A 12,813-nucleotide genomic window follows, 5' to 3' on the forward strand; every position below is an offset into this window, starting at 1 on the left:
ACCGAACACCGCGACCGAACACCGCGACGAGCCCGGCGACGGCTGCCCGGTGTCGGCGCTCGGTGCCGAGGCGGCGCGCCAGGGGCCGGCGCTGCGGGCCGCGTTCACCGCGGGGGTGCGCGGCGCGGTCGACTTCATCGGCGCGCTGGTCGGCGGGCGCAAGGCGCGGCGCCGCGAGCGCGCGATCGTCGCGTATGCCGCGATGATCGGCGCGCAGGTGCTGGCGCGCGCGGTCGACGACGAGGCCTTGTCGACCGAGATCCTGCAGGCGGTCGCGGCGGACCTGGCGGGCGATGCCGGCGCGGTGCCTGCCGCGCCGGCAGGCTGATCAGCGCAGCGGCGCGAACAGCGCCGCCAGCCGGTCCGGCGTGCCGTCGATGCGCTGCAGCGTCGGGTAGCGCAGCCCGCCGCGCCACTCGATGCGCACGCTGCGGTACAGGTCGCCCGACTTCAGCAGCAGCTCGATCGGCCCGCCGCTCTTCGCGGCGGTCACCRCCTCCTTCAGCAGGTCTTCGGTGTAGGCCCGGCCGTTCACGGCCAGCAGCGTCGCACCGGGTGCCATGCCGGCGTCGAAGGCCGGGCTGCCCCAGTTCACGTTGCGCACCTTGGCGGCCTCGCCGAGGTCGAAGCCGAGCGAGTAGCTGAAGTCGGTGACCTTGTACGCCCCCATCTTCGCGCTGTAGTGCTCGCTCGGCTTGTCGCTCCAGCCGAGCTTCCAGCCCGATGCGGCGATGCCGGCCATCGGCGCCGGCCGGTCGTGCGTGTCCAGCCGCTGGCGCAGGAAGCCGGCCCAGTCGTACGCCTGCACGCGGGTCAGCTCGCGCACCACGTCGTCGAAGGTGTAGGTCAGCGGCTGCACGCGCTTCGGCTCGGCACCGAAGAAGGCGCGGGCGAAGTCGTCCAGCGAGCGCCTGCCGTTCGAGCGCTCGCGGATCAGCATGTCGGCCTCGAGCCAGATCAGCCGCGACTCGTCGTAGTAGTCGGCGCTGCGCTGCCACGAGCTCCAGTCGCGGCGGCCGCGCGTCGCCCACAGCAGCGGCTCGTTGGTGGTGTCCTGCAGGCTGCGCCAGGCGCGGCCGGCGCGGGCGTCGAGCCAGGCCGCGGTCTCGGCCAGGTCGGCGCGCGCATCGGCGGCGCTGACCAGGCCGGAGCGCGCGGCCAGCACGGCGCCCCAGTACTGCGTCTGGCCTTCGTAGACCCACAGCAGGCTGTCGCGCATCGGCGTGTTGAAGTGCGGCGTCCACAGGTCGGCCGGGCGGCGGAACTTGCCGTTCCACGAGTGGGTGTACTCGTGCGGCAGCAGGTCGCGCCCGGTCGAGCCCTTGGCCCACTCGGTGAAGTAGGCCGCCTTCACGCCGTTCTCGCTGGACTGGTGGTGCTCCAGCCCGATGTGGCCGAACTGCTCGCTGAGCGCCAGCAGGAACTCGTAGTGCGTGAAGTGGCGCGACGCGAACACCTTGTCGGCCTGCGTGACGAGCGCACGGTGCGCCGCGAGCTGCTCCGGGCTGATCACGTTCTGCGACGCACGGTCGGCGACCACGTTCAGGAACACCGGCGCGCGGCCGGCCGCGCTGGCGCCGGGGTCGAGGTCCAGGCGCTGCAGGTGGCGGCCGGCGAACACCGGCGAGTCGACCAGCGTGTCGAGATCGGTGGCCTTGAAGGAGAAGCTGGCGCCATTCTGCGAGGCCAGCTCCAGCGCGGTGCCGGCCAGCCAGCCCGCCGGCAGCGTCAGGCTGGGCTGCACGCTGATCTTCGCGGCGGCGTAGCCGGCCGGGTACAGCACGACGGCGTTCCACTGCACGCCGAGCATGTCGGGCGTGACGACCTGGCGCTCGCTGCCGGGCTCGAGCGGCGTCAGGAACTGGAACTCGATCTCGAGTGCCGTCGCCCCGGCCGGCACCTCGATGTGGAAGGCCGCGCTGTCGACGGCGTCGCGCACCCAGGCGACGGGCTTGCCGCCGGCGCTGACCTGCAGGCCGCTCAGCTGCGCGAGGGCGGCACTGGGCGAATGCGTGCCGGGCAGCCAGCGCGGGTAGTACAGCGCGAGCGGGCCGGGCGCGACGGGGATCGTCTCGCGCACGCGGAAGATCTTGCGATCGAGGTCGGTGGCATCCACCGAGAGGCTGATCACGCCCGGGTAGGGCGCGTCGCTCAATGCCGGCAGGGTTTGCGCGGCAGCGAGCGGGACGAGGGTGGCCAGGCTGATGGCGGCCACCGCGGTGCGAAGGATCGGGTTCATCGGGGTCCTGTGAGTTGGACCGAAAACGATACGCGAAAAGGCGGCCGGTTCGCTGTGACAAACTGATCTCGACCATCCTCCCTCGCAGTTCCCGCCCCCATGGACCCCGCCACCGTCATCCTGATGCTCGCCATCCACCTGATCGCCAGCGGCGGGCTGATGGCACTCGTGTGGCGCCGCATGCCGGCGGCGCCGGGCCTGGGCCGCTGGGCGCTGGCGAGCGGCCTGTTCGGCGCGGCCTACCTGGCACGCCTGCTGGCCGGGCTGCAGGGGGTCGATGCGCTCGGCCTGGTGTCCGACGGCGTGATGCTGCTCGCGGTGCTGTTGTTCGGCGATGGCGTGCGCGAGTTCGTCGGCCGCGCGCCGGTGCCGCCATGGCGCGTCGGCGTGCTGGCGCTGCTGCTGATCGGCACCGAGGTCGCCGCGGCCGCCCTCGGCGGCGCGCAGGCGCGGCACGTCGCGCTGAACGCGATGATCGGCCTGCTGTATGCGCAGATCGGCTGGATCCTCGCGGCAGAGCGCGCCCGGCAGAGCGCCCCGCTGCACGCGCCGCTCGCGCTGCTGGTCGGGATCGTCGGCGGCCTGTCGGCGCTGACGCTGCTGCGCGGTGCGCACATCGCGCGCGACGGTATGCCGGTCGCCTTCCACGGCCCGCTGGCCCAGGGCTACTACCTCTACGCGTCGGTCACCGCGGTGGTCACCGCGCTGACGCTGGTGTGGATGATGCTGCTGCGCCTGAACGGCCAGCTCGCCGAGCTGGCGACCCGCGACGCGCTGACCGGCGTGTTCAACCGCAACGGCCTCGCGCAGGCGCTGAAGCAGCATTTCGATCAGCGCCAGGCCGCACCGCTGACGCTGCTGCTGGTCGACATCGACCACTTCAAGCGCATCAACGACACGCTGGGCCATGCCACCGGCGATGCGGTGTTGCAGGGCGTGGCGCGTGAACTGCAGTCGCAGCTGCGCGCCGGCGATTTCGTCGCGCGCATCGGCGGCGAGGAGTTCCTGATCGGCTGCGTCGGCGCCGACCCCGCGATCGCGCTCGCGTTGGCCGACCGGCTGCACCGCAGCATCGGCCGCCTGCAGGTGCCGGCGGCCGCCGGCAGCGAGCGGGTCGGTTGCACCGCGAGCATCGGCGTGTCGGCCCGCTTCGACCGCTTCGACGGCTGGGAGCCCGCCGCCTCGCAGGCCGACGAGGCGCTGTACCGCGTGAAGACGGCAGGCCGCGACGGCGTGCAGTCGCACCTGGCGGCCTGCGGAACCTGAGCCATGGCCACCGATCCGACGCCGCAGCTGCGCATCGGCGAACTGGCCGGGCGCACCGGCCGCAGCGTGCATGCGATCCGCTGGTACGAGGCGCAGGGGCTGCTGCCCGGCGTGGTGCGTGACGCGGCCGGCCGGCGCCTGTATGGCGAGCGGCACGTCGGCTGGCTGGAACTGATGGAGCGGCTGCGCAGCACCGGCATGTCGATCGCGCAGATGCGGGCCTACACGGCACTCGTGATGCAGGGCCGGCGCACGCTGCCGCAGCGCCAGCAGCAGCTGTCGGCGCACCGTGCGCAGGTCGAGGCGCGGATCGCCGAATGGAAGGCGGCGCTGAAGGAGCTCGACCGCAAGCTCGCCTTCTATGCCGACTGGGTGGCGCAGGGCGCGCGCCCGCCGACGGACCTGCAGGGCCGGCCGCTGCCGCGCCCCCGCAAGCCCGACCCGAAGCCCAAGACCCTCAAGCGCTGACGGGTATCGCTTGATCTAGAGCGTGCTCCAGGTCGCCCACTGGCGGCATGACCCACTCCCCCGTCAACGCCATGGCCTCCTCCTCTTCTTTCGACAACAAGCTGCTGCTGCAGCGCATCTTCGAGCAGCTGGCCATCGGCAACGGCCGGCCGCTGGTCGACGCGATGGCCGACGACTTCTGCTGGACGATCACCGGCAGCTCGGCCTGGTCCGGCACCTGGCGCGGCAAGCCGGCGGTGCGCGAGCAACTGCTCACGCCCCTGTTCGCGCAGTTCGAAGGCACCTACACCAACACCGCCGAGCGCTTCATCGCCGAAGGCGAGCACGTGGTCGTGCTGTGCCGCGGCCGCGTCGACACCCGGGCCGGCAAGCCGTACGACAACAGCTACTGCTTCGTCTTCAGGCTCGCCGCCGGTCAGCTGAAGGAGGTGGTCGAGTACCTCGACACCGCGCTGGTGGATGCGGTGCTCGCGCCGCCGCCGGCCGCGGCCTGACCGCGCATCTGGCGCAGCCAGCCGCCGGGCGTCAGGCCGGTCGCGCCCTTGAAGCGGCGGCTGAAGTGGCTCTGGTCCGCAAAGCCGGCGTCCAGTGCCGCGAGCGCGGGCGCGATGCCGGCCAGCAGCAGGCGCTTCGCGTGTTCCAGCCGCACCGCGTTCAGGTAGACGTGCGGCGGCACGCCGAAGTGCTGGGCGAAGGCCCGGCTCAGGTGCACCCGCGACAGCCCGGCCTCGCGCGCCAGCTCGGCCACCGACAGGTCGCGCGACGCATGGGCGCGGATGTGGTCGCGCACGCGCAGCATGCGCCGTGAACCGGCGGCCAGCGGCCTGGTGTCGGTCGCCGGTGTCTCGCCGTGCCGTTGCAGCAAGCGCACCAGCACGTCGGTGGTGAGGGCCTCGCCGCGCAGCGATTCCTGCGGCTGGCCGATGGCCGCCATTGCGCGCTGCAGCGCCGCGGCGGACGGCGGGTCGTGCACCACCGGCTGCCGGAAGAAGGCGCTGGCGAGCGTGCCGGCCTCGCGTTGCAGGTGGCGCGGCAGCGCGGCCGGGTCGACGTAGAGGATCGCATAGCCGAAGCCTTCGTCGGTGCCGCGCTGGCCGTCGTGGGCCTCGTCGGGGTTGAACAGCAGCAGGTCGCCCGGCAGGCTGGCGTGGGCGGCGCCGCGGCAGTGGAAGGTCTGCACCCCGCTGTGCGTGACGCCGATCGCGTACTGCGCGTGGCTGTGCCGCTCGAACACATGCTCGGTGAAATGCGCCCGCATCAGCGTGACCTCGGGCGTGGCACCCGGCTGGAAGCGGGCCCAATCCGAAGAACTCGAGGCGTTGGCGTCGCCGGAAGGCGTGGTCGACATGTGACAAGCGTACAAGACCGGTGCCGCACGCGGCGGCAGACTGCGTGCAGTTCCACTCTCGATGCCAGGATTTCCATGAACGCGATCGACCTGCACGGCAAGCTCGAACTCTTCAGCGACCACTGGGCCCCGCGCACCGTGGCCGAGTACAACGGCCACGACGTGATGGTGGTGAAGGTGAACGGCGAGTACCGCTGGCACGCCCACCCCGACACCGACGACTTCTTCCTCGTGCTGAAGGGCCGGCTGCACATCGACCTGCCGGACGGGACGGTCACGCTCGGCCCGGGCCAGATGTTCGTCGTGCCGCGCGGCGTGCAGCACCGGCCGTGGGCCGAGGAAGAAGTGCACATGTTGCTGATCGAGCCGACCGGCACGCCGAACAGCGGCGATGCGGCGACGGCGGCGCCGCGGCGCGTGCTGTGATGCCATGGGGCGGGCAGACAAAGCACCTGCCGCGGGGCCGCTGACGGAACCGCCGGGCCGGCGCGGTCACCCACTGCTCGTCTTCAATCCTCCGTGAAAGTCGCGCCGTGGGAGTCGCCCCTGTTGGAAATGCCGCGGTGCAGCTGGGCCTGATCGAGCCGCTGATCGCCGCGCCCGACCGCCAGGCCTACCTGCTGCGGAAGGTGTCGATGTGCCGCGGCGGCGCCCGGGTGACGCTGGGGACGGCGGGATTCGACGGCTCGGACGGGCAGGGGATCGACGCGCTGGCGGACGTGACCGGCGGGGATCCACCGGGGGACGACGGAGGCTCCGTGGGCGCGGCGCCCTCCACCTCCCGGACGAAGGGCGGCGTCACGCGTGCGACCGGTGCATCGCGTGGCGGGCGCCGTCGACACACCGGCCAGGGCGATTCGCGGGGGCGCGACGCGCCCGACGACGCCGACGAAGACCCGGACGATCAGCCTTTCACCACCGCGTAGCGCTCGAGCGTCCGCGCGCGTGCCTCGTCGTGCATCACGACCGGCAGCGGGTAGGTGTCGCCGAGCCGCACGCCGGCTTCGGCGAGCTCGATCGGCCGCGCCAGCCATGGCGCGTGGATCGCCTTGTCCGACAGCCGTGCCAGCGCCGGCAGGTAGCGCCGGATGAACTTGCCCGCGGCGTCGAACTTCTCGCTCTGGCTCACCGGGTTGAAGATGCGGAAGTACGGCTGCGCGTCGCACCCCGTCGAGGCCGCCCACTGCCAGCCGCCGTTGTTGGCCGCCAGGTCGTAGTCGTTCAGGTGCTGCGCAAAGTAGCGCTCGCCCCAGCGCCAGTCGATGCCGAGGTCCTTGGTCAGGAAGCTGGCCGTCACCATGCGCAGCCGGTTGTGCATGTAGCCGGTCTGGTTGATCTGCGCCATCGCGGCATCGACCAACGGGTAGCCGGTGCGGCCCTCGCACCACGCCGCGAACAGCGCCTGCGCGTGCTTGCCGTGCTCCCACTTGATGGCGTCGTACTCGGGCTTGAAGCTCGCGCCGACCACCCGCGGGTGATGGTGCAGCACCTGGTGGTAGAAATCGCGCCACACCAGTTCCGACAGCCACACCGCCGCTCCGGCCGAGCCGTGGTGCATGCGCTGCGCGGCCTCGCGCGCCAGCGTGCGGATCGAGACGGTGCCGAAGCGCAGGTGCATCGACAGGTAGCTCGGCCCCTTCACCGCCGGGAAGTCGCGCGCCTCGCCATAGCGCTCGATGCGCGGCAGGAAGTCGTCGAGCAGCGCCCGCGCGCCGGCCTCGCCCGTGCCCTGGTGCAACTCGTGCAGGTTGGTCGGCTCGAAGCCGATGTCGGCCAGTGACGGGATGTCGCCCGCGACATCTTCCGCCGGCGGCGCCAGCCGGTGCGCGTAGCGTTCCACCGGGTACGCGCTGACGTAGAACGGCTCCAGCTTGCGCAGCCAGGCGTTCCTGTATGGCGTGAACACGCTGTAGGCCTTGCCGCTGCCGGTCAGCAGCTCGCTGCGCTCGAACACCACATGGTCCTTGCCGGTGTGCAGCGCGATGCCCAGGTCGGCCAGCGCGCCGCGCACCCGGGCGTCGCGGGCCAGCGCGGCCGGTTCGTCGTCGTGGTTCGCGTACACCGCCTGCACGTGCAGGGCCCGGGCCAGGCGCGGCAGTTCGTCGGCTGCGAAACCGTGGCGCACCAGCAGGCCGGCGGCGCCAGGCGCCAGCGCGCGCAGCCGGGCGTCGAGCGCGGCCAGGCTGTCGCGGATGAACTCCACCCGCCGGTCGGCGCGCGGCAGCGCATCGAGGATCTCGCGGTCGAGGATGAACCCGCAGTAGACCTTGCGGGCGACCTTCAGCGCATGGAACAGCGCGGCGTGGTCCTCGGCCCGCAGATCGCGCCGGAACCACACCAGCGCGGCGTCCAGTGACGGCTCTGTAACCTTTTCCATCGGGCGAGTGTGCCGCAGTCATAAAATGCCCCGATGCCTGCCGCGACCATCAACCTGACGAACCAGTTCCTGATCGCCATGCCGGGCATGGCCGACGACACCTTCGCCGGCGCGGTGATCTACCTGTGCGAGCACACCGAGAAGGGCGCGCTCGGCCTGGTGATCAACAAACCGATCGACATCAAGCTGAAGAACCTGTTCGAGAAGGTCGAGCTGACCCTCGACCGCGCGGATCTCGCCGACGTGCCGGTCTACTTCGGCGGCCCGGTGCAGACCGAGCGCGGCTTCGTGCTGCACGAGCGGCTGGGTGGCGAAGGGGGCGAGGGCGGGCACTACAACTCGTCGCTGCAGATTCCCGGCGGGCTCGAGATGACCACCAGCAAGGATGTGCTCGAGGCGCTGTCGCACGGCGCCGGCCCGAAGAAAATCCTCGTCACGCTCGGCTACAGCGGCTGGAGCGCCGGCCAGCTCGAGGAAGAGATCGGCCGCAACGGCTGGATCAACGTCGGTGCCGAGCCCGGCATCATCTTCGACACGCCGGTCGAGCAGCGCTACGACAAGGCGCTGTCGCTGCTGGGGATCGACCCGCGCATGCTCTCGCAAGAGGCGGGGCATGCATGAGGCCGCTGCCCCCCGCTCGTTCCTGGCTTTCGATTTCGGCACGCTGCGCGTCGGCGTGGCCACCGGCAACACCGTGACGCGCACCGCGACGCCGCTGCGCACCGTGGCGGCGGTCGGCGATGCGCGCTTTGCGGCGCTCGGCAAGCTGATCGCCGAATGGCAGCCCAGCGCGCTGGTGGTCGGCGTGCCGGTGCACCCCGACGGCGCGCCGCACGAGAACACCGTCCGCGCGCAGCGCTTCGCCCGCCAGCTGCACGGCCGCTTCCGGCTGCCGGTGCACGAGGTCGACGAGCGCTACACCACCACCGAGGCCCATGCGATGGGGGCGAGCGACGTCGATGCGGCGTCGGCGGCCATCATCCTGGAGCAATACCTGCGAGCCCTCCCTTGGCCTCCACCGACTTGAACTCCACCGACAGGACCACCTGATGGGCACACTGCTTCTCGACGCCGAGGCGTTGTACACCGACCTGCAAGCCGTCGTGCGCAACCTGCTGCAACCCGACACCGTGCTGGTGGGCATCTGGTCGGGCGGTGCCTGGCTGGCCGAGCGGCTGCACGCGCAGCTGAAGCTGCCGGGCGAGATCGGCGTGATCTCCAGCGCGCTGCACCGCGACGACTTCGCGTCGCGCGGCATGTCGAGCGCCGACCCGACGCGGCTGCCGTTCGAGGTCGACGGCCGCCCGATCCTGCTGATCGACGACGTGCTCTACACCGGCCGCACGACGCGCGCGGTGATCAACGAACTGTTCGATTTCGGCCGCCCGGCCAGCGTGACGCTCGCGGTGCTGGTCGACCGCGGCGGGCGCGAGCTCCCGATCCAACCGGCCTACTCGGCGGCGCGCATCACGCTGCCGCGCGAGCAACGCCTTCGTCTCGCACGCGACGACGACGGCCGATTCACCTTCGACATCCAGGAAGGCAGCTGATGCTCTCGAAGCGAAACCCGCAACTCAACGCGCACGGTGAACTCATTCACCTGCTCTCGATCGAGGGCCTGCCGCGCGCGGTGATCCACCACATCCTCGACACCGCAGGCACCTTCCTGAGCGTCAATGATCGCGACGTGAAGAAGGTGCCGCTGCTGCGCGGCAAGAGCGTGTTCAACCTGTTCTTCGAGAACAGCACGCGCACCCGCACCACCTTCGAGATCGCCGCCAAGCGGCTGTCGGCCGACGTGATCAACCTCGACATCGCGAAATCGAGCGCGGCCAAGGGCGAGAGCCTGCTCGACACCATCGCCAACCTGTCGGCGATGCATGCCGACATGTTCGTCGTGCGGCACGGCGAGAGCGGCGCGCCCTACCTGATCGCGCAGCACTGCGCGCCGCACGTGCACGTGGTGAACGCCGGTGACGGCCGCCATGCGCACCCGACGCAGGGGCTGCTGGACATGTACACGATCCGGCACTTCAAGAAGGATTTCAGCAACCTGACGGTGGCGATCGTCGGCGACATCCTGCACTCGCGCGTGGCGCGCTCCGACATCCATGCGCTGACCACGCTGGGCGTGCCCGAGATCCGCGCGGTCGGCCCGAAGACGCTGGTGCCGGGCGACCTGAACGAGATGGGCGTGCGGGTGTGCCACGACATGGCCGAGGGCATCCGCGGCGCCGACGTGATCATCATGCTGCGCCTGCAGAACGAGCGCATGAGCGGCGCGATGCTGCCGAGCGCCGGCGAGTTCTTCAAGAACTACGGGCTCACCGACGAGAAGCTCGCGCTCGCCAAGCCCGATGCGATCGTGATGCACCCGGGGCCGATCAACCGCGGCGTCGAGATCGATTCGTCGGTGGCCGACGGCAAGCAGAGCGTGATCCTGCCGCAGGTCACCTTCGGCATCGCGGTGCGCATGGCCGTGATGTCCACCATCGCCGGAAACAACGCATGAAACTCCTGATCAAGAACGGCCGGCTGATCGACCCGGCCTCGGGCATGGACCAGACCGGCGACCTCGCGATCGCGGCCGGCCGCATCGTGTCGATCGGCAGCGTGAGCGCCGATTTCCACGCCAGCCGCACGATCGATGCGGGCGGGCTGGTGGTGGCGCCGGGCCTGGTCGACCTGGCGGCGCGGCTGCGCGAGCCGGGGCACGAGYACGAGGGCATGCTCGAATCGGAGATGGCCGCGGCGGTGGCCGGCGGCGTCACGAGCCTGGTGTGCCCGCCCGACACCGACCCGCCGCTCGACGAGCCGGGCCTGGTCGAGATGCTGAAGTTCCGTGCGCGCAACCTGAACCACGCGCACCTGTACCCGCTGGGTGCGCTGACGCGCGGGCTGGCCGGCGAGGCGATCACCGAGATGGCCGAGCTGACGGAGGCCGGCTGCGTCGGCTTCTCGCAGGCCGATGCGCCGCTGACCGACACGCTGGTGCTGCAGCGCTCGATGCAGTACGCGTCCACCTTCGGCTACACCGTGTGGCTGCGGCCGCAGGATGCGCACCTGGGCAAGGGCGTGGCTGCGAGCGGCGCGCTGGCGACGCGGCTCGGCTTGTCGGGCGTGCCGGTGATCGCCGAGACGATCGCGCTGCACGTGATCTTCGAGCTGATGCGCGTCACCGGTGCGCGCGTGCACCTGTGCCGCCTGAGCAGCGCGGCCGGCATCGCGCTGGTGCGGCGCGCCAAGGACGAAGGCCTGCCCGTCACCTGCGACGTGAGCGCCAATCACCTGCACCTGACCGACATCGACATCGGCTACTTCAACGCCGCGATGCGCCTGACGCCGCCGCTGCGCCAGCAGCGCGACCGCGACGCGATCCGCGCCGGGCTGGCTGACGGCACGGTGGATGCGCTGGTCAGCGACCACACGCCGGTCGACGAGGACAACAAGAACCTGCCGTTCGCCGAGGCCGAGCCGGGCTCGACCGGGCTGGAGCTGCTGCTGAGCCTGGCGCTGAAGTGGGGTGACGAGCAGGGCCTGCCGCTGGCCAAGACGCTGGCGCGCCTGACCTGCGACCCGGTGCGCGTGCTGGGCGAGAGCCTGGGCTCGCTCGGCTCGAGCGCGGGGCGGCTGGTGCAAGGCGGCGTGGCCGACCTGTGCCTGTTCGACCCGGCGGCGCGCTGGACGGTGGAGCCGGCGAAGTTCCGCAGCCAGGGCCGGCATTCGCCGTTTGCCGGCTACGAGCTGCCGGGCCGCGTGGCCGCGACCATCGTGGCCGGGCAGGTGGCGTTCGAAGCCCCGACGGCCCGCTGAGGCCGTGCGGACGCTGCGCGCCGTCTGGCGCATCGTGGCCTGCCTCGCGCACGTGGTGCGCGGGGTGCTGATCTGCGCGTTCATCTTTCCGTTCTTGAGCCCTGCACGGCGCGTGAGGCGCGTCGGGCCGTGGTGTGCGGCGATGCTGCGGGTGCTGGGCATCCGTGTCGTGGTGCGGGGCGAGGTGCATGCGGCGCCGGTGATGATCGTCGCCAACCACGTGTCGTGGATCGACATCCTCGCGATCAATGCGGCGCACACGGCGCGCTTCGTGTCGAAGGCCGACATCCGTCGCTGGCCGGTGATCGGCTGGCTGACGGCCTGCGGCGGCACGCTGTTCATCGAGCGCGAGCGCAAGCGCGACGCGATGCGCGTGGTGCACCAGGTGGCGCAGGCGCTGCAGGAGGGGCACGTGATCGCGGTTTTTCCGGAGGGCACGACCAGCGACGGGCATGGCGTGCTGCCGTTCCACGCCAACCTGCTGCAGGCAGCGATCACCACCGGCGTGCCGGTGCAGCCGCTCGCGCTGCGCTATGCCGACGCGACGCAGCCGGTGAGCCCGGCCGCGGCCTACATCGGCGACACCAGCCTGCTGCAATCGCTGTGGTGGGTGGTGAGGGCCGAGGGGTTGACGGCGCAGGTGACGGTGCTGCCGGCGCATTACTCGGCGCATGCGCAGCGGCGGGAGTTGTCGGAGGCGGTGCGGGCGGGGATCGTGGGGGCGCTGGAAAAGTGAACAAGTGTCAAATCCGCGGCGCGGCAACGATTCCAGCGGCTGGCGAGTCTTGCCGCGGTCATTTCGTTCACGTCTAATCCGCCGGCCGCGTCGATGCAGTTCCTCCAGAGGATTCGCCGCGAGCACAGGTAGTCGGTCAAACACCGCAGGTGTTCACCGATGTCGAGGCGAGACGAGGAGCGTTCCGTGAAGCGCAGGAAGATGGCAGCGCTGATGCTGCTGATGGCGCAAGCGTGCCTGTGGTGGGTCGAGTCGGTTGCAGCGCAACCGATCACGCAGTACAAGGCGAGCTACAACTTTTCGACCCTTGTCTGGTTCGACTCGGTGCCTGCGTCCGTGAGCTACATGATCGGGCTCATGGAGGGCTGGAACGGCACCGATTGCTCGTCGGTGCGCAATGCGCCGGACGACTACACGATCCGCGAGTGCACCTACCTCGACCATGAGACCGACGGCGTGCACTTCCGCWTSCGYCAGGTCRTCGAYWCCCGCYACSGCGAMGAGATTCATCACTCCGACAACATCCTGGGCGGCACCTACGAAACCCGCGGCCCCTGGGTGATGAC

General features: G+C 71.0%; 15 protein-coding genes and 1 pseudogene. 13 read left to right on the forward strand and 3 right to left on the reverse strand.

The features are described 5' to 3' along the window. Positions 1-328: pseudogene (locus AC1DXV_RS23510) on the forward strand (TetR/AcrR family transcriptional regulator); the annotation flags it as partial. Here AC1DXV_RS23510 and AC1DXV_RS23515 read toward each other — a convergent pair. After that, the gene (locus AC1DXV_RS23515) at positions 329-2,239 is read right to left on the reverse strand and encodes a M61 family metallopeptidase (RefSeq protein WP_477935805.1); all 1,911 of its coding nucleotides are present in this window, start codon (positions 2,237-2,239) and stop codon (positions 329-331) included. Between the two features lie 99 nt (positions 2,240-2,338). Here AC1DXV_RS23515 and AC1DXV_RS23520 point away from each other — a divergent pair, with 99 nt between their 5' ends. The 3 genes from AC1DXV_RS23520 (at position 2,339) to AC1DXV_RS23530 (ending at position 4,467) form a co-directional block, all read left to right on the forward strand. Next, positions 2,339-3,505 carry a GGDEF domain-containing protein gene (locus AC1DXV_RS23520; RefSeq protein WP_477870230.1) on the forward strand — a complete coding sequence of 389 codons (1,167 nt, stop codon included), beginning with the start codon at positions 2,339-2,341 and terminating at the stop codon, positions 3,503-3,505. A gap of 3 nt (positions 3,506-3,508) precedes the next feature. After that, entirely contained in the window at positions 3,509-3,973 is a 465-nt protein-coding gene (locus AC1DXV_RS23525) for a MerR family transcriptional regulator (RefSeq protein ID WP_477870232.1), read from the forward strand. A 71-nt stretch (positions 3,974-4,044) separates the two neighbouring features. Next, positions 4,045-4,467 carry a nuclear transport factor 2 family protein gene (locus AC1DXV_RS23530; RefSeq protein ID WP_477870234.1) on the forward strand — a complete coding sequence of 141 codons (423 nt, stop codon included), beginning with the start codon at positions 4,045-4,047 and terminating at the stop codon, positions 4,465-4,467. Here the strand turns inward: AC1DXV_RS23530 and AC1DXV_RS23535 are convergent. Continuing rightward, entirely contained in the window at positions 4,389-5,321 is a 933-nt protein-coding gene (locus tag AC1DXV_RS23535; protein ID WP_477870236.1) for an AraC family transcriptional regulator, read from the reverse strand. The genes AC1DXV_RS23530 and AC1DXV_RS23535 overlap by 79 nt on opposite strands. A gap of 75 nt (positions 5,322-5,396) precedes the next feature. On the opposite strand from AC1DXV_RS23535, the gene AC1DXV_RS23540 reads away from it, so the two are divergent. Further along, positions 5,397-5,747 carry a cupin domain-containing protein gene (locus AC1DXV_RS23540; protein ID WP_465114137.1) on the forward strand — a complete coding sequence of 117 codons (351 nt, stop codon included), beginning with the start codon at positions 5,397-5,399 and terminating at the stop codon, positions 5,745-5,747. 137 nt (positions 5,748-5,884) lie between these two features. Then, entirely contained in the window at positions 5,885-6,247 is a 363-nt protein-coding gene (locus AC1DXV_RS23545) for a hypothetical protein (RefSeq protein WP_477867470.1), read from the forward strand. Here the strand turns inward: AC1DXV_RS23545 and AC1DXV_RS23550 are convergent. Next, on the reverse strand, positions 6,226-7,698 hold the full coding sequence (locus tag AC1DXV_RS23550) for a cryptochrome/photolyase family protein (protein WP_477867472.1): 1,473 nt from the start codon (positions 7,696-7,698) through the stop codon (positions 6,226-6,228). The genes AC1DXV_RS23545 and AC1DXV_RS23550 overlap by 22 nt on opposite strands. A gap of 33 nt (positions 7,699-7,731) precedes the next feature. Between AC1DXV_RS23550 and AC1DXV_RS23555 the strand changes: the two genes are divergently transcribed. From AC1DXV_RS23555 to AC1DXV_RS23585, 7 genes are all read left to right on the forward strand, one after another. Next, positions 7,732-8,319, forward strand: coding sequence for a YqgE/AlgH family protein (locus AC1DXV_RS23555; RefSeq protein WP_477935808.1), 588 nt, complete (start codon positions 7,732-7,734; stop codon positions 8,317-8,319). Then, positions 8,312-8,725, forward strand: a complete 414-nt coding sequence (ruvX, locus tag AC1DXV_RS23560; RefSeq protein WP_477867476.1) for a Holliday junction resolvase RuvX — start codon at positions 8,312-8,314, stop codon at positions 8,723-8,725. The genes AC1DXV_RS23555 and ruvX overlap by 8 nt, the downstream gene beginning before the upstream one ends. Before the next feature lie 22 nt (positions 8,726-8,747). Further along, on the forward strand, positions 8,748-9,248 hold the full coding sequence (pyrR, locus tag AC1DXV_RS23565) for a bifunctional pyr operon transcriptional regulator/uracil phosphoribosyltransferase PyrR (RefSeq protein WP_047499677.1): 501 nt from the start codon (positions 8,748-8,750) through the stop codon (positions 9,246-9,248). Next, entirely contained in the window at positions 9,248-10,210 is a 963-nt protein-coding gene (locus tag AC1DXV_RS23570) for an aspartate carbamoyltransferase catalytic subunit (RefSeq protein WP_073462103.1), read from the forward strand. The genes pyrR and AC1DXV_RS23570 overlap by 1 nt, the downstream gene beginning before the upstream one ends. After that, positions 10,207-11,511 carry a dihydroorotase gene (locus AC1DXV_RS23575; protein ID WP_477935810.1) on the forward strand — a complete coding sequence of 435 codons (1,305 nt, stop codon included), beginning with the start codon at positions 10,207-10,209 and terminating at the stop codon, positions 11,509-11,511. The genes AC1DXV_RS23570 and AC1DXV_RS23575 overlap by 4 nt, the downstream gene beginning before the upstream one ends. A gap of 4 nt (positions 11,512-11,515) precedes the next feature. Then, a complete protein-coding gene (locus AC1DXV_RS23580; protein WP_477867482.1) occupies positions 11,516-12,247 on the forward strand; it encodes a lysophospholipid acyltransferase family protein in 732 nt (243 codons plus the stop codon). Positions 12,248-12,433: 186 nt separating this feature from the next. Further along, positions 12,434-12,813 (forward strand): hypothetical protein (locus AC1DXV_RS23585; RefSeq protein ID WP_477935812.1); only part of this gene is annotated, 380 nt, incomplete at its 3' end.

It is taken from the genome of Rhizobacter sp. P3_C12 (genome assembly GCF_056402735.1).